The organism is Kribbella monticola (genome assembly GCF_003261635.1).
GTDB lineage: Bacteria > Actinomycetota > Actinomycetes > Propionibacteriales > Kribbellaceae > Kribbella > Kribbella monticola.
This window is the reverse complement of record NZ_QFXK01000027.1, coordinates 593434-611954: the sequence shown is the minus strand read 5'-3', so window position 1 is coordinate 611954 and position 18521 is coordinate 593434. Positions and strand designations below refer to the sequence as shown.

Genomic DNA, 18521 nt, shown 5'->3' with positions numbered 1-18521 from the left:
GTTGCCCCCGCCCCCGTTGCTTCCGCCCCCGTTGCTTCCGCCCTCCCTACTCCCGCACCTGTTGCCCCCGGCCCGGTTCTTCCGGGGCGCAACCTCGGCCCGATCACACCTCCACCAGCCGGTCCGCCACCCTTGCCCCCACAACGCCGGCCCCGCCCACGTCGACGGTTGAGCCCCCAGGCAACCCTGCTCGGCCTCGGCGTCCTGCTCCTGCTGGCCGCCGGCGTCACGTTCCTCGCCGTCACCTGGGACAGCCTGTCCGTCCCCGTGCAGGCCTCGATCATGGCGACCCTCGCCGCGCTGGCCCTCGCCGGCGCGGTACCCGCCAGCCGCAAGAAGCTCGCCGGCACAGCGGAAGCCCTCGCCATCCTCGGCGGCGGCCTCCTGATCGTCGACCTGTTCGGCGCCCGCGAACTCGGCCTGGTCCCGGAGAGCGCGATCAGCGGACTCTCGTACGCCGGGATCGCGTTCGCCGGAGTCGCCGCGATCAACCTGCTGATGACGCGGATCGCCCCGACGGTCAAGACTTTCGGTCTCACGGCGGTCATCGCAGGCCAACTCCCCCTGACGCTCCTCCTGATCCATCACGTGAGCCTTCCCCTGTACCTCTTCGTCATCGTCCTCCAGGTCGCCGTCACCGTCCTGTGGACCAACCGGAGCACCCGTCTCCTCCAAATCACCGGCGGTCTCTGCGGGGCGCTCTTCTTGTCGATCGTCCTGCTGGTCGGCACTACGCGCGTCCTCTTCGGACTTCTTTCAACCCACTCGCCCACCTGGGCCGACTACACCTCTGACGCCTTCGCCGGCTCCCCAACTGCCTTCTGGCCCGTCCTCGCGACCACCATCGTCGTCTGCCTCGCGGCCTTGCTGGGAACGGTTCTGCCCCGCAAGACAGCGCTCTCTACCGTTCTCGCGCCCAACACCGCCGAGTTCATCGGTACTGCGTTCGCCGCCTTCACCATCGCGGTCTTCCTGCCCCAACTCCCGATCGTCGACCGCTGGGTAACCACGGGCGCCGCAGCAGCGCTTGGTCTCGCGGTGATCCTGCGCAGCCGCCGTACAGGTCTCGTCACCTTCGTACTGCGAATCGCCGCGGTGATCGTCGCCTCGGTCGACCTCGTGCTGTGTTCACTCCTCGCCGACCTGCTCCAACTCGGGCTGATCTCCGCGCTCATCGCAGGACTGGCCCTCATAGCCGCTTGGCGCAAGCGCACGACGTTGACCGCCGCCGTCTGGATCGCCGCCTCCGCCGCGCAACTCGGGATCCTGTTCGTCACGAAGGACGGCTTCTTCAGCACCTGGACCGGCGCGGTCGCGCTCTCCGTCGTCGGCGCCGTCCTGATCGGCTTCGCCTGCGTCTCTGTCGGCGAACTCCACGAATCCGCTCTCACGCTCTCCGCGATCTTCGCTGTAAGCCTCGGCGAACTCGTAATCCTCGACGTCTCCCCCGACACCGGCACCGGCGTAGTACTGACAATCGCAGCCGCACCCCTGGTGGCGTACGGAATGCAGCCCCAACGCCGCGACGCCCTCTTCGCGGCCGGCACGCTGCTCGTCATCGCCAACACCGCCTTCGTCCTCGGCGCCGGCGCCACCACCCTCGAATGGTTCACCCTCCCACCCGCAGCCGTCATGCTCGCCCTGGGCCTCCTCCGCTGGAGCAACCAGCCAAGCTGGGTCTACCTAGGCCCCGGCCTCCTCCTCGGCCTGGTCCCCTCCGCATTAGTTGCCAGCAGCAACCATGACTTCCTCCGCACCACCTTCGTCGTAGCCGCCGCGGTCACCATCATCACCATCGGCACCCGCTTCAGCCTCCAGGCCCCCTTCGTCACCGGCGCCGCCGTCCTCACCAAGATCGCCCTCTGGCAACTCATCGAGGTGGCCCCCCTCATCCCCCGCTGGATCACCCTGGCCACCGCCGGCGCCATCCTCCTAACCCTAGGAGCCACCTACGAACGCCGCCTCCAAAACGCCAAACAAGCAGCCCACTGGATCTCCGCCCTCCGCTGACCCGCATCAAACGGTTGTTCCAGGTCGCCGGCGGAAATCCTTTTGCTGGCCCTTGGTTGACCGCATACTGGGCTTTCCCGGAGTCGTGTACCAGGGGGGCGAATGGCAGCAGTCAGTGAATTGAATTCGGATGACGCCCGCGTGCTGCTCAATGCGCTGGAGAAGATGCGGGCTCGCGACGGGTTGACCCTGGCCCGGCTGCGGGACAGCAAGAGCGACGTGTCCGCGCCGTTCCTGGAACTGTCCGCGACCCGCAGGTATGCGACGGTCCACAACCTCGATCTGCCCGACGCGGCGCTGGAGGTGGTCGGCCAGTGTGTGCGGACGATGAGTGGAACAGATCAGATCGTCGCCGACGCGATTCTCGCCCTCGGCCTGTTCACCGAGGTGCACAAGCAGCACAAAGTCGACAGCCGGGTGATCCAGTCCCTCACGTCCAGCGCTGTCGGCCGCCGACGCAAAGCACTGCTCGACAATTGGCGCCGCTTGCACGAGTCGATGGGTTGTCCACCCTCTGACCCGCCCAGCGACCGCGCCCTTCGCGGTACGACAGAACGAGACGTACTGCGTGAGTTGGCGCGCCAGTTGATCCGGCGCGAGCTCTATTCGGCGGGCTCCAAGAGCGTCGTCAGCCCCACGATGAGCGACAGCACCGCGCCGGGCGACTCACAGCTCCCCAAGGGCAAAGTCATCGTCGTCGGCGGCGCGTGCATGGACGCAACCTTCCGGAGCAAGAGCCTGCCGGCCCGGGAGACCTCCAGCGAGGCCTACGGCTTCGACCTGTCCCCCGGTGGCAAAGGGCTGACGCAGGCGGTCGCCGCGGCGCGCCTCGGGCTGGACGTGTCGCTGATCGCTGCGGTCGCCCATGACCGATTCGGCCAGGAGATCATTCATCACCTGCGCGACGAGGGGGTCGACACGTCAATGATCAAGGTCGTCGACGACGCCCGCACGCCCTTCACCGGCGTGATCGAGCTGGAGCTCGGCGACAGCATCGCGCTGAACTGGCGCAACCAGATGGAAGTCCACCTCGACGTCCGGGACATCGACCAGCGCACAGAGCAGCTGGTCAACTGCGACGCCGTCCTGGTGACCTTCGAGATCCCCCGCGAGACGGTGCAGCACACGCTCGCCGTGGTGCACGGCGAGGATGCCGACCGGCCGCTGGTGATCGTCACCCCCGGCCAGCCTTATCCGGACCAGGGCATCTCCCAACATTCGCTGGCCCAGATCGACTATCTGGTCGCTCACCCCTGGGAGCTCGGCCGCTACGCGCCGGGCGGGCAGGAACGGTTCGATCCCGACCCGGTTGCGCGCAACATGCTCGCCCACGGCGTGGAGAACCTGTGCCTGCTCGTCAACGGCGGATGCACCATCTACTCGCAAACGACGCACGAGACGCTGAGCGTTCCGCATTTCCCGTCGATCTACAAAGAGTCCTCGGCAGCCCGGGACGCCTTCTGTGCCGCGCTGGCCGCGAAGCTCATCGACAATGACAAGAAGTTCTCCGAACACGCCGCCTTCTGGGCCGCGGCGGCGATGTCGTGCGCGACCGCCGACTTCCCACTCTCGAATTCGATGCCGGACCGCAAACGCATCGACGCGCTGCTGGAGCGTTCCCGCTTCACCGTGAAGGCACCCTGAAAGCCGCGCGGAAATACCGCAGTACCCGAAATTGACGCGCAGTACCGATAACTCAACGGCGGAGCACGCGCAGGTCGTCGAGCGGAACGGACTCGGTCTCACCGCGGACGCGGCAGCAGAAGATCATTGAGTCGAGCAACTTCGCCCGGCTCTGCTCGATCAGAACCCCGGGCCGGGCTTTCAGTTCGACCAGGTTCGCTGTTCCGAAGCGTTCCCGGAGCTGCCGGGGACTGGCATAGCGCCGGTCGACGTACAGGTAAGGCCTGGCCTGGATGGACATCCAGTGCTGCCAGTTCGCGGAGCGGTAACTGGTGCCGGTGAAGCCGAGATTCGGATCGACCGCGGTCGTCAGCAGGTCGACGTCGCGCATCTCGATCCGGAAGACGTTGCGCACCTTGGCCAGCAGGTACGAGATCGCGTTCTTCGGCGCGACATCGAAGGAATAGACCCTGGAGATGTCCCAGGCCCGTTCCCGTGGCACCTGGAACTGACTGTGCAACTGCCGCCCGACGCGCACCCACTCCAGTGGTGAAACGCTGCACAGGCTGACCGGCAGCCCATCGATGGGATCCACCAGGGCGAAGTTGCGCGATCCCGGCCGGGCACTGCGCAGGTAATGCAGCCGGCTGAGCACGGCGGCGGCCTTCCCTGCGTCGTATTCGACGAACCGCAGGTCCTGCAGCGCGAATTCCTTGAACGGGATCAACGACTGGATCTCCGTTTGGTCCCGGTGCAGACCCTTTCCGGAGTGATGCAGTTCGGTCTCTATCTGGCGGCGGCTCAGCGAGCCGCGGTAACCGGCTACCCGCGGCAGGTGCAGCAGCGTGCGCACGGTCAAGGCGCGCGGTTCCAACCCGTTGCCATGGGCAGCCGCGCGAACTTGGTCGTAGAAAGGCGATCCGGGCCGACGGCAATCATCGAGCGAGAGTCGCGGAACCGTCGTCTCGACGGGATGCGTGAGCACCTCAGAATGCTAGCGGACAAATCGGCGTGCTCAGCCACTCTCGCCAACCGTCGCCAAGGTTTCGTTCCGCCCGGGCGCCGGCGTGCCAACAGGTACCGGGCAGCTGCCAAATGGCAGGCTTTATGGCAACAGGCTGCCGAACTGCTTGGGCCCCGCCGCCAGAAAATCAAGGTTTAACGTGTCGCACAATGCCATCTTTGCGCGTTGACAGCCTTTTGATCTGACATTTACTGGTAACTGGAAAAGCTATCTGAACAGACCGGGCCAATCTAACCCAAGTCCGGTGAAATGCAAGTGCTGATGGGACGTGACTGGACAGAAAAGAGGGGACATCATGCCTCAGAACGAAATCATCGTGTCGATCGTGGCGCTGTCCGGCGCCGTGCTGCTGATCTCCTTCTGGCGGCAGATCCTCTTCATCCTGCTGTTCGGGGTGATCGTGGTCTTCTGCTTCGGCCTCTACAACGTCGTCGCGGTCGCCCGCGGCTGACCTCGCGACTCCCCGCCCGGGCAGCCCCGGGCGGGTTCTTTTCGTAGGCTCGACGAGTGACCGAAGACGCCGCGGACCTCAGCCTGGTCGAGCTCCTCGGTCACCTGGAGGACCGCAAACTGTCGGCGTACGAGCTGGTCACCGATTGCCTGCGGCGGATCGCCCGGCTCGAGCCCACCGTGCAGGCCTTCGTCACCAAGACTCCACAGCTGGCGCTGATGGCGGCCCGGCGGGCGGATCAGGCGCGGATGGACGGTTCCGAGGTCGGCGCGCTGGCCGGGGTACCGGTGGCCGTCAAGGATCTCTTTCTCACTCGCCACATCCTCACAACTGCTGGAAGCAAGGTGCTGGCCAGCTTTGTGCCGCGGGAGAACGCGGCTGCGTGGCAGCGGCTCTTGGACGCCGGTGCCGGGTTGATCGGGAAGACCACGACGCATGAGTTCGCCTATGGCACCGCGTCGTCGCCGACCAGGAATCCGTGGGATCCGAGCAGGACACCGGGCGGCTCGTCCGGTGGATCGGCGGCGGCGCTGGCCAGCCGGATGGCGCCGGTGGCGGTGGGCACCGATACCGCGGGCTCGTTGCGGATTCCTGCCGCCGCCTGTGGTGTTTCCACTCTGCGCGCCGGCATCGGCCGCATCTCCCGGTACGGCGTGATTCCGCTCAGCCGGTCGTTCGACGTCACCGGCCCGATGGCGCGGCGGATGCTCGATGTGTCCCTGCTGATGCGAGTGCTCGCCGGGTACGACGCGCGCGACCCGGGCAGTCGCGACGACCCGATCCCGACCTACCCGTCGGAGCCGCCGAAGGACCTTGCCGGGGTCCGGATCGGCTTGCCGATCGAGATGAGCTGGAAGGAAGTGGACGAAGGCATCGCCGAGGTCTGCCGGCTCGCCCTGAGCCAGTTGGTCGCTCGCGGCGCGGTACTCGTCGAGATCGGCTCACCGGCCATCGCGGCCGAAGTACTGCGGGAATCGGTCGGAGTGTTCGACACGATCAACACGGTGGAGGCGCTCGAGATCCATGACCCGCTGCTGCCGACCAGCCGGCATCTCTACACTCCGCAGGTCCGGCGGCGGGTGCAGTTGGGCGAGAAGGTGACTCCGGAAAGGTACGAGAAGGCGCTCGAACTCCGGAGCCAGTGGGAGAGTAGATGGCGCCAGATCATGGTTGATCATCGGCTCGATGCGGTTGCTCATCCGGCGATCGATGCGCCGCCGCCGTTGATCGACGCTGGTCGCGGGCCGGATGGGCCGGATATTCGGTTGTCGGTGCCGTGGACGGTTGCGGGGTTTGCGGCGTTGAGTGTGCCGGCTGGGTTCGATCCGCGGGGGTTGCCGGTGGGTTTGTCGTTGGCTGGGTTGCCCGAGCGGGAAGGGGCCCTGCTCGGGCTTGGCATTGTGATTGATGAGGAGTTGGAGACCTGGCGGCTCAGGCCGCCGGAGCAGCCGTCACCAAGGGCGGGGTGGGCGGATGGGTTCGACTGAGTGCAAGGGGTTGGGCATTCGGCCGGTTTCCGGGACGGGTGGGCGGGTGTCGAGGTCGGCGTAGCCGGAGGTCAGGCGGTAGCCGTTCAGGGGGTAGCGGGCGAAGGTTTCGTCCAGGAGGGCGGTGGCGGCGAGGCGGTCGGCGTACGCGGGGAAGGTGGCGCCGTAGAGCTCGATCTCGCCGCGGAGTTGGGACCAGAGGTGGTTGGGCGGGAGGAGGGCCGACGAAGTGAGGATGGTGTCCAGCGGGCCGAGGACGCCTAGGAAGAGGGCGTCAACGAGGTACTGGCGGAGGATGTGCCAGGGCTTGCGTGGGAGGACTCGTTGGTGGCTGTCGGGTTCGATGCCTCGGGCCGGGATCGGGTCGGTGGAAACGTTGATGTCGTCGACCAGGTCCTTCACGACGATGCGTGTGGGGACGCCGGAAGTGCTGCAGATGACGGCGAGGTTCTCGCCGTGCGGGTTCACGGTGATGCCGTAATGGTGCATGAGGTGGAGCAGCGGGCGCATCAGGGCCGACAGCAGGTCAGCGATCCAGGCCGCGGCGTCCACACCTGATCGCGCGATCATCGCGGCCACCAGCGGCTCCCCCGCCGCATCTTCATGCAGTACTGCGGCCAGCGGCCATACGGTCTCGCCAGGCTGCAGCCGTGGCTCGACCGGATCCCGCCAGATGCAGCCGAGCGTTTCGGTCCACTGGTAAGGAACTCCGGGCGAGAACGACAGCTGCGGATGCCGCACAGTCACCGACGCCACCTCACCGAGCAGTTCGGTGCCCAGCCGCCCCAGCACCTCATCGCGATACCAGAGACCACGCAACCACTGCGTGACCAGAGGTGCAGCCAGCGTGCAGTGTTCCGGGATCCCCCGGTAGACAGACGTGTTCAGGATCTTCAACGGCAACTTCGCCTGATACCTGGCCGGCGACGACACGTTCACCAGAGTCCGGATCGACTGTGTGGGCAGGTACTCGTCCGGACCTTCACCGAGCACCACGATCTCCCCGGTAGCCAGTTCACGAGCCCATTGAGTCCGTACTACGTGGTCCAGCTGCCACGGATGGCACGGCAACCACACGTACGCATCCGGGTCGTCCAGCAGAGCACGGAACTCCTCGACAGCAGGCCCGAGCTCCCGTGCTATCACGGCGTGCTCCGAGAGGTCCGGCGTACCGCGGAACTCGGCGAGGCCGCGACGTACGGCGAGCCAGACCAAGCGGAGCGGCGTACGGGCTTCGGGAGCGTAGCGAGCGCTGTCCGATGCAGAGAATCCCAGCCGGCCCTTGTTGGCGACCAGTAGCGGGTGGCCGGTCAGGTGGCCTTCCAGTTCGCTGTGGTGGAGACCTAGCAGCGCGGCGTTCGGCAAAGCGGTAGAAGACATCCGTACGTCGGCCGCCAAGGTGCTCGAGAGTTCGGCGACATAACCGGCGACTGTGGAGCCAGGTAGGTCCAGCACAGCAGCGGCGTCGACGAGGAATTGCACCGGGTCGATGCAGAGCTCGCTCTCGTCGTTGCCGAGAATGCCTGACGTCGTACGCCGTACTGAGCCGGGCTCGACTCGGTAGCTACCGAAGGCGCCGCGGGTGCTGACGAAGGTGTACGTCGCGTCGCCGAGCTCCAGCCGGTCGTCGGCGGGTTTCAGCAGGTCTTCTGTGCAGAGTTGCGAGATCAGCTTGGCCAGCAGCTCCGACGACCTCTCCTCCCAGCTCATCCGGGGATCGCGAAGCTGGTGAAGGCAGTGGACTTGGGCAGTCGATAGACCTCGCGCCCCGCCACACTGTTGAGGATGGTGGCGTTGCGAATCGCACCGATGCCGAGATCCGGCGCTGCGACGCCATGGCTGTGCAGATCCGCGTTCGCCACGAACAGCCGACCTGCCAGCGCGTCAGAGGCGACACTGTGGTCCCTGTTGACGACCCAGCGCCCGGCGGAATCCCGTCGTACCAGGCCCTCGACGGCGGACAGGAACGGCAGCGAGCGGTTGCGGTAGCCGGTGGCGGCGACGACGACGTCGGTGACGTGCTCGAAAGCCCGGCCGCTGTCGGCATGCCGCAAGACCAGCTCGACACCATCAGGACGAGCGACAGCGCTCTCTACAGCCACCCCAACACGCAGCTCGACAGACGGCGCCGATGAAGCTCCCAGCTCTCGTTGGTAGAGCACGTCGTGGATGTCCTCCAGTGTGTCCGAGGAAGTCCCCTTGTAGTGCCGCCATTGGTCTTTGACGAGCTTGTCCCGCACAGGCTCGTCCAGTGCGTGGAAGTAGTCGACGTACGACGGTGTCGTCATCTCCAGCACCAGCTTGGAGTAGTCCAGCGGCGTGAAGGCCGCAGTACGAGTCAGCCAGCTCACCGCCGGTCGGTCAGCTCGCAGGAGGTCCAGCACGCACTCCGCGCCGGACTGACCCGAGCCGACCACCGTGACGCGACCAGCGCGCAGCAGCTCGTCGCGGCGGAACAGATAGTCGGAGGAGTGCAGGAACCGCTCGGGAGGCAGTCCGGCCAACGCAGCAGGCACGGCCGGCTCAGTGCCGACGCCGAGAACCAAGTGGCGCGCCGTGAAGACACTGGTAGCCCCCGCATGCTCAACAGTGAGCACGAAGACTGAACCGTCCCACTCGACAGCAGTGACGTGGTGGCCGAAGTGCAGCGAGTCCAGCTGAGCCGCACACCACCGCAAGTAGGCCTCGTACTCGCGTCGCGTCGGGTGGAACTTCTCCCGGACGTAGAACTGGTACAGCCGGTCGTTGTCGCGCAGGTACGACAGGAACGACAGCGGATGCGCCGGCTCGACCAGGCTCACCAGGTCCGCCAGGAACGACACCTGCAGCATCGCGTCGTCGAACATCAGCCCGCGGTGCCAGGTGAACTCCGGCCGGCTGTCGAGCACTGCCAGCTGCAGGTCGTCCACCGTCGAGCCGAGCGCCGCCAGGCCCAGGTTGAACGGACCACAGCCGATCGCGATTACGTCGTACGTCATCTCAGGCCTCTCTGCCGCGCATCATCAGCTGCGCTCGTTTCTCGGGGAGTTCCAGCTCTTCCTGCCGGACGAAACCGGCCGCCTCGAAGGCACGGACCGACGGCACGTTCAGCACGTCCGGCTCGGCCACCACGCGGTCGCACAGCGGATCGAACCGCAGCAGCGCGTCTGCCAGCGACCGGATCAACCTGCGACCGATCCCCCGGCCCACGAAAGCGGTGTCGCCGATAGCCAGGTGCAGACCCCAGTCGTGCTCCTGCCACGCGTAGTACTCCGCCAACCGGTCGTGCCGCACCCGGTAGAGCTCGACATACGCCAACTCCACGCCCTCGAAAACGGTCATGCAGGGAATCGTGTGCTCGCCAGCAGCGAACCGTGAGAGCTCCTCCGCCCACTGCGACACAGGCCAGTCCTGCTGCCACCACGGGAGGATGTGCGGCCGAGCCATCCAAGCTGCGATCAGCGCTGCATCGTCAGCGCCGGCTGGGCGAAGGTCGAACCCGTCGTCGAGGTGCAGCAGCGGCGCAACCTCGCACCTCACTGCGCACCCGGCCACAGCGGGTTAGGGATGTCCAGGTAGACCGACTGCGCGTCCAGCGGCGCCACGACCTCGTCGATCCCCCGGAGCCGGGTCATCATGTTCGCCTTGCAGGGCAGCCGATCCGCGGACAGCCAGCGTTGCGCCAGGCGATCACCATCAGGCCCAGCGGCCTTCAGTAGCGGCAGTGCAGCCGACAGCCGGTCACGGACCACACCAAGCAGCGCGTCCTCATCGGCAACGCCGTCCATCCCGAGGCAGCCGACAACGGCCAGCGCCTGGTTGTGCAGCAGGTAGTAGGTCAGTCGATCGTCCACGATCGCGTCCTCGACCACGGCGAGCGTCGAGTCCGACAGACCGGTGACGGACAACAGACCACGCAAGTACGAGGAGGCAAGGTAGTAGCCCTGATTGTCGCGGTAAGCGCCACCAGTGATCTGCCCGGAGTCGTCCAGCCTCACCAGGGTGTTCTGCTGATGCGCCTCCAGCCCGATACCGGTCTCGGCGTAGAGGTGCAGCATCGGCACCAGCACTGCGTCCACGTACGCCGCCACCCAGCCCGCAGGATCACCAAAGGCCAACTCACTCAGTCGAGAACGGCCACCCGGCCGCGGAGCCACCAACCCAGCCAGGCACGCGTAATCGTCAACACCAGCAGGTACTTCCCGCACTGCGACGTCCAGCCCCGTCAATGTCGAGCTACCCTCGTCCAGCGCAACCCAGGCCGGGTCCCGAACGATCGAGAACTGCGGATGGGCGGTCGCCGTACCAGCGTCGTACGCCGCATCGAGCAGCCGGTTGATCTCGAGTCCGCGGCGCAACTCGGTCGAGGTGGACTCACGGCGGGAGTTCGTGATCCGCAGGCCCAGCGACAACTTCAGCATCACTGGTAGGTCCGGGTGATAAACAGTCCGCAGGGAGGACGTCGGGTACCACTGCGCACCCAGCGGACCGAGCGGCTTCACCCTCCCCTCAGCGATCAGCCGCGCTACGCGGGGCCGCTCAGCGACCGACGCCGCCTGCCACGGGTGTGCCGGGATCAGCACTGTGCCCGGCGTAGGAGTGATGCCGGCCAGCCCAGCCATCAACTGCAGGGCGTCGAGCCCTTGCAGTGAAGGCGCCCCGACGACCTGGTCCGACGACACCAGCTCGGCGTCGGCTTCGAACCAGTGCACCGCGAAGCGGCCACCGAGCTCCGGCGAGTAGGCCGCCAGCTCCGCACCGCTCAACCCGTCCCGGCTCTTCGGAGCCGGGTGGTTCAGGTGGCCGAACAGCAAGGCCTGCTCGGTTTCAAGGAAGCGCCCGGACCCCCGCTCCCCCTGATCCTCGACGAAGACGCCGACGTTGCGCACCGACTCCGCAGTACGGGCGGCGAGGTCGTCAATCTCCGCGGGGTCGGCGTCCGCCGACAACAGCCGCACCAGCTGTTCCGGCGCTACTGGCTCGCCATCCACCAGTACGTCGGTGAAGAGATGGAGCCCTGTTCGCGAGGCGTGCTCGACGAAAGCAGTGACCCCGCCGACGTCGAGCTTCAGTGGGCCGGGCACAACCGGCACCGACATCTCGCGGGTGTAGCACCGCAGAATCGCGTTCAGATGGGCGTCGACCGCCACCGATGAAGTCACGCTGCTCCTCTTCCGGAAAGTACTTCGTTGCCAACGGCTACGACCTGATCGAGCAGCTCCTCGATGTCCGCCACCGTCGTGTTCGGGTTCAGCAGCGTCAGTTTCAGCGCGACCACGGCCGGGCTGCCGGATCGCGCCGGCCTTCTGGTCCGCCCGATCAGCGCCCGGCCCGACGTCAGCAGCCGGCGGCGTACCTCGCCCTGGACGGCATCCAGGTCGGCATCGGCCGCACCGATCACCCGGAACACCACCGTGGTCAGGGTGACCGGTGCCAGCAGCTCGAGGTTGCTATCGGCAACGATCCGGGCGGCGGCCGCGTCGGCGAGTTCGTGACAGGTGTCGAGCATCTCGCCCAGCCCGATCCGGCCGTACGCCGTCAGTGTGGTCGCCACCTTCACCGCATCCGGCCGCCGGGTCGTCTGCAGACTCCGGCCGAGCAGACCGTCCAGTCCGGAGTCGATGTCGTCGGCCGGGTTCAGGTAGTCCACCGAGCGCCCGAACGAGGCGAACTGGTTGCGGTCGGCCACCAACAGCATGCTGGTCGCGGCCGGCTGCCAGCCGATCTTGTGCAGGTCGAGCGTCACCGAGTCCGCGACCGGCAGCTCCGCGAGCAGCGGAGCGAGCCGATCGGAGAACAATGCACCGAACCCGTACGCCGCGTCGACGTGCACCCAGGCCCCATAAATCGCAGCAAGTCGGGCGATGCCGGCGATCGGGTCGATCGAGCCGTAGTCCGTCGTACCGGCCGTCGCCACCACAGCGATCGGCGTACGTCCGGGCTTTGCCAGCTCGGCTTCGAGGACGTCGAGTCGCATCCGGAAGTCGTCGTCGGTCGCGATCGGAACGACCGCCTCTTCACCGAGACCGAGCGCCGCGCACGCTCGCTGAATGGAGAAATGCGCCAGCTCGGAGCAGAACACCACCGGCCTCGCCAAGCCCTGGACGCCATCGCGACGGGCGTCGATGCCCGCGAGACCGGCCGCGCTGTCCCGCGCGATCAGCAGCGCAAGGAGGTTGGAGATCGAGCCGCCAGGCGTCAGTACGCCGTCCGCCTCGGTGCCGAATCCCGCCAGGCCGGCCAGCGAGCGGACCACCCATTGCTCGATGGCCAGCGTCGCGGGGCCGGAGTCGTAGGTGTCCATCGACGCGTTGCTCGCCGATGCCAGCGCGTCCGCGTCGACCGCGACCTGCAGGACGGGCGGCTGCAGATGAGCGGCGGCGTGGGGGTGGCTGAGGTCGATGCCCTCGGCATCGAGTAGTCCGGCGACCAGATCGAGCGCGGCCGATTCGCCGACGCCGGTCGACGGCACCTGCGGCTCGCCGAGCACTGCGGCAACCCGGCGCAACACCTCGCCCGGCGTCCCGGACGGCAGCGGTCCCCGGGCGCGGTCGGTCACCGTGGACGCCAGCGGCCAACGGGTCGAGGTCGAAGGCAGCGCTATCAGCGGGGCGGGTCGAGGCATGCCGGATCTCCCGAAGAAAGTTGTTGAGTAAGGCAACCCTTACTAAGGCATGCCTAACTTACTTCGAGTGACCGGCTCGCGCCAATCCGGGGTACGTCACACCCGCACGGAGCGCGAGCCCACAGCCCGTCGGCGGAGAAGTCAGCGGCCGTACGGCGTGCGCGTCAGCACGAAAGTCGCGATGTTCAGATGGGTGATCACGTCGCCGTCGCGGACGACCCGCAACCGCTCGCCCGCGAAGTAGCCGTCGCGGCCGCGGTACAGATCCGGCCCGATCGGCGAGAACCGGCACGTCATCGCGCCCGACATCTGCAGGATCCCGGCCACCACGCTGATCGTCAGCGGCGTGTTCCCCCAGTACCAGTGCCCGAGCAACTCCTCGCCCTGCGCCAACTGCGGCTCCGGCACCCACTCCGGCGGCAGCGTGGGCTCGTACGACGCCAGCACGCGCATCAGGTCGAGCGGCACCGTCGCGCACCGCCCGTACGTCGCGTTGGCGAGCGTGACGCCGCCGATCCGCCGGACCCGGTCCACGAACAACCCGGCGATGAAGCCCGGCATCGATCCGGTGTGCCCGACGAAGAGGTGCGGATCGTCCGCGTGCAACCGCAGGCCCAGCCCGTACGACGCCGTCAGCGCCTCGCGCGGGTCCGCGGCGGCCGGCGCGGCCATCTCGTCGATCGTGTCGCGACTGAGAATGTCGTAGCCCGGGTCGATCCAGAACGAGGCGTACTTCGCCAGGTCCTCGACCGTGCTCCACAGCTGCCCGGCCGGCGCCATCGCCCCGGCGTCGTACGCGGGCTCCTCCTCGAGTCGTCCGCTGAACGGATGCACCGAGAAGCCTTGCGACGCAGGCCGCACCGGGAAGTACGTCGTACGGCGCATCTCCAGCGGGTCGAGGATCCGGGACGCGACCAACTCCATCCAGGACTCGCCCCGCAGGCGCGCCACGACCTCGCCGAGGAGGGCGTAACCCAGGTTGGAGTAGTGATGGCGACGGTCCGGTTTGCCTGCCGCCTGGGACTCGTCGATCGCGGCGGTCAGAGTCTCGAACGAGACCCCGGGATTGCGCTCCCACCAGTCGCCCTCGGGTTCGGCGTGCATGCCGCCGGAGTGCGCGAGCAGTTGCCGGATGGTGAGATCGCCGTACGCGATCCCGGGCAGATGCTTGCCCACGGCATCGTTCAGCGAGAGCAGCCCGTCGTCGCGGCACTGCAGCACCAGGACCGCGGTCATCGTCTTCGTGATCGACCCGATCCGGTACTGCACGTCCGGCCCCGGCGCCAGCCCGTCGGCAGAAGCGAACTGCCCCCGCGAACCGGTCCACGCCAGCGCGCCGTCGTGAATCACCCCGGCGCTGATCGAGGGCAACTTCCACTCACTCTGGGCCGCTGCCACCTCGGCGTACAAGGCGGCAGCGGTGTCAGAACGCAGGGTCACTCAAAGGCCTCCGGGGCGGGGCAGGAGCAGATGAGGTTGCGGTCTCCGTACGCGCCGTCGATGCGGCGCACCGGCGGCCAGTACTTCGCGGTCCGGTCGACCGACTGCGGGAAGGCGGCCTCCTCGCGGGTGTAGGCGTGCTCCCACTTGTCGTTGATCACCGACGAGGCGGTGTGCGGGGCGTTCACCAGCGGGTTGTCGCCGGCCGGCCACTCCCCCGCCGCGACCCGGTCGATCTCGTGCTTGATCGCGATCATCGCGTCGCAGAAGCGGTCCAGCTCGCCCAGGTCCTCGGACTCGGTCGGCTCGACCATCAGCGTGCCCGCGACCGGGAACGACATCGTCGGCGCGTGGAAGCCGTAGTCGATGAGCCGCTTGGCCACGTCGTCGACGGTGATGCCCGTCTCTTTGGTCATCGGCCGCAGATCCAGGATGCACTCGTGCGCGACCAGCCCGTTCTCCCCGGTGTAGAGCACCGGGAACGCGCCTTCGAGCCGCTTGGCGACATAGTTCGCCGTCAGTACAGCGGCCTTGGTGGCGGCGGTCAGCCCCTCGCCACCCATCATCCGGATGTAGGCCCACGAGATCGCCAGCACACCGGCCGAGCCGAACGGGGCGGCGCTGATCGGGCCGACACCGGTGTCGGGACCGGCCTGGTCCAGCAGCGGGTGGTTCGGCAGGTACGGCGCCAGGTGGGCCGCCACCGCAACCGGGCCGACGCCGGGGCCGCCGCCACCGTGCGGGATGCAGAACGTCTTGTGCAGGTTCAGGTGGCTCACGTCGCCGCCGAACTCACCCGGCTTCGCCAATCCCAGCAGGGCGTTGAGGTTCGCGCCGTCGACGTACACCTGGCCGCCGTGGTCGTGGACGATCTTGCAGACCTCGGTCACGCTCTCCTCGTACACGCCGTGCGTGGACGGGTAGGTGATCATGATCGCGGCCAGCTTCTCCGCGTGCTCGTCGGCCTTGGCGCGCAGGTCCTCCAGGTCGATCGTGCCGTCGTCGTTGCCCTTGACAACGACCACCTTCATACCGGCCATCACCGCGGAGGCGGCGTTGGTGCCGTGCGCGCTGGACGGGATCAGGCAGACGTTGCGGTCCTCGTTGCCCTGGGCCCGGTGGTACGACCGGATCGCGAGCAGACCGGCAAGCTCGCCCTGGCTGCCCGCGTTCGGCTGCAGCGACACCTTCGCGTAGCCGGTGACCTCGGCCAGCCAACGCTCGAGCTGACCGATCAGGGTGACGTACCCCGACGCGTCCTCGATCGGCGCGAGCGGGTGCATGTCGGAGAACTCCGGCCAGGTGACCGCTTCCATCTCGGTGGTCGCGTTCAGCTTCATCGTGCAGGAGCCGAGCGGGATCATGCCGCGGTCGAGCGCGTAGTCGTAGTCCGACAGCTTGCGCAGGTACCGCAGCATCGCGGTCTCCGAGCGGTGCGTGTTGAACACCGGGTGGGTCAGGTACTCACTGGTCCGAACCACGCTCTCGGGGAAGCCGGCGCCGGCCAGCGACCCGTCGTACTGAGCTCCGAAGGCACGGCAGACCCGGCCGAGCGCGGTCGCGTCGGTCTTCTCGTCGCACGAGATGCCGACGTGGTCCGCGTCGACGAGCCGCAGCCAGATACCGGTCTGACGGGCCGCGTCGACGACATCGGCCGCACGGCCCGGAACCCGCGCGAGAACCGTGTCGAAGAACTGGTCGTGCACGACCTCGACACCGCCCGCTCGCAGCGACGCGGCCAGGCTGTCGGCGTGGTGGTGGACCCGCTCGGCGATCGCCTTGAGCCCGTCGGGACCGTGGTACACGGCGTACATGGAAGCAACGACGGCGAGCAGCACCTGCGCAGTACAGATGTTCGACGTCGCCTTCTCACGACGGATGTGCTGCTCACGCGTCTGCAACGCCAACCGGTACGCCGGTGCGCCGTCCGCGTCGACGGAGACACCGACGAGGCGACCCGGGAGCGACCGCTCGAGGCCTGCCCGCACGGACATGAAGCCGGCATGCGGACCGCCGTAGAACAGCGGTACGCCGAAGCGCTGCGACGAGCCGATGACGATGTCGGCCCCCGCCTCACCCGGTGCTTCGAGGAGCGTCAGCGCGAGCAGGTCGGAGGCGACCGCGACGATCGTCTCGTTGGCGTGCGCGGCTTCGATCAGCGGCTTGAGATCGCGGACGACGCCGCCCGAGCCGGGGTACTGCACGAGGAAGCCGAAGAAGTCGCCCTCGGGCAGCCCGTCGGTCGTGTCCGCGACGACGACCTCGATGTCGAGCGCCTCGGCGCGGGTCTGCACGACCGCGATCGTCTGCGCGAACGTGTCGGCGTCGACCAGGAACCGGTTGCTCTTGCTCTTGCGGTTCGACCGGTGCGCGAGCGTCATCGCCTCGGCGGCAGCGGTGCCTTCGTCCAGCAGCGAGGCGTTCGCGGTCGGCAGGCCGGTCAGGTCGGACACCACGGTCTGGAAGTTCAGCAGCGCCTCGAGCCGGCCCTGCGAGATCTCCGGCTGGTACGGCGTGTAGGCGGTGTACCAGGCCGGGTTCTCCACCAGGCGGCGGACGATCACCGACGGGGTGAACGTGCCGTAGTACCCCTGGCCGATCATCGAGGTCGCCACGTTGTTGCGCGCCGCGAGCTGGCGGAGCTCGGTCAGTGCGTCGACCTCGGAGGCCGGCTCGGGCAACCGGAGCGGCTCGGTGGTCCGGATGGACGCCGGTACCGCGGCATCCACGAGCGCGTCGACATCGGCGTACCCGAGGGTCTGCACCATCCGGGCGACCTCGTCCGGGCGTGGCCCGATGTGGCGGTCGGCGAAAGTGGCCGAGATCTGCGGGCGGGGGTCGTTCACACTCATCGAGAGGCTCCGTTGCTGCGAGACAGATGCTGCCGGGGGCCTCCCCCTCTGTCACGCACGCGCACGCTTCAGAGTCGCCTAAGGCACTCGGTCCATGGGCCTGAGAGGTTCCGGGGAGGAATTGCCCCTTCGGCGCCCGGGCGTGGTTCCGCCCGAGACTCTCCCGAATGCTGTGTACGGCTGGATCGAGCCTACCTCAGCCGGTCATGCGGGCGCGGCGACGGGCAGCGAGCTCATCGTTCGCGTGGTCGTCGGCGTCGTCGGCGTGCGCGTCCAGACGCTCGGTCGGCAGCTCCGACAACGAGCCCTCGACCTCCCGCCAGACTCCGCCGAGCGCGATACCGAACACACCCTGGCCGCCGGCCAGCAGATCGATCACCTCGTCCGGCGAGGTGCACATGTACACCGAGGCGCCGTCGCTCATCAGCGTGATCTGGGTCAGGTCATCGATTCCACGTTTGCTGAGGTGAGCGATCGCACTGCGAATCTGTTGCAGTGAGATGCCCGCGTCGAGCAGCCGCTTGATCACCTTGAGCAACAACACGTCCCGGAAGCCGTACAACCGCTGCGTGCCGGAACCGGTCGCCGGGCGCACGGAGGGAGAAACCAGCCCGGTCCGCGCCCAGTAGTCGAGCTGCCGGTAGGTGATCCCCGCAGCAGCACACGCGGTCGGACCGCGGAAACCGACATCGTCGGGCATCGGCGACAGGTCGTCGTCGAAAAGCAGACCCTGGACGCCGGCGCTGGCGGCCGCCTCGGCGTGTGCTTCGGACGTCGACTGCGCCGTCAGATCAGTGTCGCCGGTGCGTGTCACGCCTGAGCCTCCCTGGGTACCGACTGGAACGGATCACATCCGTGGAGTTACAACTCTCCACAACTCCTTCAAGGTAAGCCGTGGCTCAGACCCGGTCAACGACAACCGCACCGAGCAGCTAGCGTGTCGCGCCCACAACTCGAATCGTTACCTGTCCGCCCTTGTACCAGACCCATCAACCTCACCCCCGGTAACCGCCCCGGTACGCCGAACACG

13 protein-coding genes and 1 riboswitch are annotated in these 18521 nt (G+C 67.5%); of the genes, 4 read left to right on the top strand and 9 right to left on the bottom strand.

The window, feature by feature from the left end:
• The first annotated feature begins 168 nt into the window (after window positions 1-168).
• Both DIZ26_RS13810 and DIZ26_RS13805 read left to right on the top strand, forming a co-directional pair.
• Window positions 169-2010 (top strand): SCO7613 C-terminal domain-containing membrane protein, encoded by a 1842-nt coding sequence (locus DIZ26_RS13810; protein ID WP_112241075.1) that lies wholly within the window; start codon window positions 169-171, stop codon window positions 2008-2010.
• A gap of 102 nt (window positions 2011-2112) precedes the next feature.
• On the top strand, window positions 2113-3654 hold the full coding sequence (locus DIZ26_RS13805) for a PfkB family carbohydrate kinase (protein ID WP_112241069.1): 1542 nt from the start codon (window positions 2113-2115) through the stop codon (window positions 3652-3654).
• A 52-nt stretch (window positions 3655-3706) separates the two neighbouring features.
• Here the strand turns inward: DIZ26_RS13805 and DIZ26_RS13800 are convergent, their stop codons facing one another.
• The gene (locus tag DIZ26_RS13800; protein ID WP_112241067.1) at window positions 3707-4618 is read right to left on the bottom strand and encodes a Mom family adenine methylcarbamoylation protein; all 912 of its coding nucleotides are present in this window, start codon (window positions 4616-4618) and stop codon (window positions 3707-3709) included.
• Window positions 4619-4952: 334 nt separating this feature from the next.
• Between DIZ26_RS13800 and DIZ26_RS37440 the strand changes: the two genes are divergently transcribed.
• Both DIZ26_RS37440 and DIZ26_RS13795 read left to right on the top strand, forming a co-directional pair.
• Complete coding sequence (locus DIZ26_RS37440; protein WP_157979703.1) at window positions 4953-5108, top strand: hypothetical protein; 156 nt, start codon at window positions 4953-4955, stop codon at window positions 5106-5108.
• 56 nt (window positions 5109-5164) lie between these two features.
• On the top strand, window positions 5165-6595 hold the full coding sequence (locus DIZ26_RS13795; RefSeq protein WP_112241065.1) for an amidase: 1431 nt from the start codon (window positions 5165-5167) through the stop codon (window positions 6593-6595).
• On the opposite strand, the gene DIZ26_RS13790 is transcribed toward DIZ26_RS13795, so the two are convergent.
• The 8 genes from DIZ26_RS13790 to DIZ26_RS13755 all read right to left on the bottom strand — a co-directional run bounded on the left by DIZ26_RS13790 (window position 6560) and on the right by DIZ26_RS13755 (window position 18305).
• Window positions 6560-8305, bottom strand: coding sequence for an IucA/IucC family protein (locus tag DIZ26_RS13790; protein WP_112241063.1), 1746 nt, complete (start codon window positions 8303-8305; stop codon window positions 6560-6562). The two genes, DIZ26_RS13795 and DIZ26_RS13790, sit on opposite strands and share 36 nt — an antisense overlap.
• The gene (locus tag DIZ26_RS13785; RefSeq protein WP_112241061.1) at window positions 8302-9573 is read right to left on the bottom strand and encodes a lysine N(6)-hydroxylase/L-ornithine N(5)-oxygenase family protein; all 1272 of its coding nucleotides are present in this window, start codon (window positions 9571-9573) and stop codon (window positions 8302-8304) included. The genes DIZ26_RS13790 and DIZ26_RS13785 overlap by 4 nt, the downstream gene beginning before the upstream one ends.
• 1 nt (window position 9574) lies before the next feature.
• A complete protein-coding gene (locus DIZ26_RS13780) occupies window positions 9575-10114 on the bottom strand; it encodes a GNAT family N-acetyltransferase (protein WP_112241059.1) in 540 nt (179 codons plus the stop codon).
• The gene (locus tag DIZ26_RS13775) at window positions 10111-11736 is read right to left on the bottom strand and encodes an IucA/IucC family protein (RefSeq protein ID WP_232828322.1); all 1626 of its coding nucleotides are present in this window, start codon (window positions 11734-11736) and stop codon (window positions 10111-10113) included. Before DIZ26_RS13775 ends, DIZ26_RS13780 begins: the two co-directional genes overlap by 4 nt.
• Window positions 11733-13199 carry a pyridoxal phosphate-dependent decarboxylase family protein gene (locus DIZ26_RS13770; RefSeq protein WP_112241057.1) on the bottom strand — a complete coding sequence of 489 codons (1467 nt, stop codon included), beginning with the start codon at window positions 13197-13199 and terminating at the stop codon, window positions 11733-11735. Before DIZ26_RS13770 ends, DIZ26_RS13775 begins: the two co-directional genes overlap by 4 nt.
• A 141-nt stretch (window positions 13200-13340) precedes the next feature.
• Window positions 13341-14639, bottom strand: a complete 1299-nt coding sequence (locus DIZ26_RS13765) for a serine hydrolase domain-containing protein (protein WP_112241055.1) — start codon at window positions 14637-14639, stop codon at window positions 13341-13343.
• Window positions 14636-17491, bottom strand: a complete 2856-nt coding sequence (gene gcvP / locus DIZ26_RS13760) for an aminomethyl-transferring glycine dehydrogenase (protein WP_112241053.1) — start codon at window positions 17489-17491, stop codon at window positions 14636-14638. Before gcvP ends, DIZ26_RS13765 begins: the two co-directional genes overlap by 4 nt.
• Before the next feature lie 78 nt (window positions 17492-17569).
• Window positions 17570-17667, bottom strand: a riboswitch (glycine riboswitch).
• A 20-nt stretch (window positions 17668-17687) separates the two neighbouring features.
• Entirely contained in the window at window positions 17688-18305 is a 618-nt protein-coding gene (locus DIZ26_RS13755; protein ID WP_112241051.1) for a MerR family transcriptional regulator, read from the bottom strand.
• Window positions 18306-18521: the final 216 nt, after the last annotated feature.

What these genes read in the sequence shown, in the direction of transcription:
- DIZ26_RS13770 (WP_112241057.1), bottom strand. Translation starts at nt 13,199, where the DNA reads ATGCCTCGACCCGCCCCGCTGATAGCGCTGCCTTCGACCTCGACCCGT.
- DIZ26_RS37440 (WP_157979703.1), top strand. Translation starts at nt 4,953, where the DNA reads ATGCCTCAGAACGAAATCATCGTGTCGATCGTGGCGCTGTCCGGCGCC.
- gcvP (WP_112241053.1), bottom strand. Translation starts at nt 17,491, where the DNA reads ATGAGTGTGAACGACCCCCGCCCGCAGATCTCGGCCACTTTCGCCGAC.
- DIZ26_RS13790 (WP_112241063.1), bottom strand. Translation starts at nt 8,305, where the DNA reads ATGAGCTGGGAGGAGAGGTCGTCGGAGCTGCTGGCCAAGCTGATCTCG.
- DIZ26_RS13785 (WP_112241061.1), bottom strand. Translation starts at nt 9,573, where the DNA reads ATGACGTACGACGTAATCGCGATCGGCTGTGGTCCGTTCAACCTGGGC.
- DIZ26_RS13805 (WP_112241069.1), top strand. Translation starts at nt 2,113, where the DNA reads ATGGCAGCAGTCAGTGAATTGAATTCGGATGACGCCCGCGTGCTGCTC.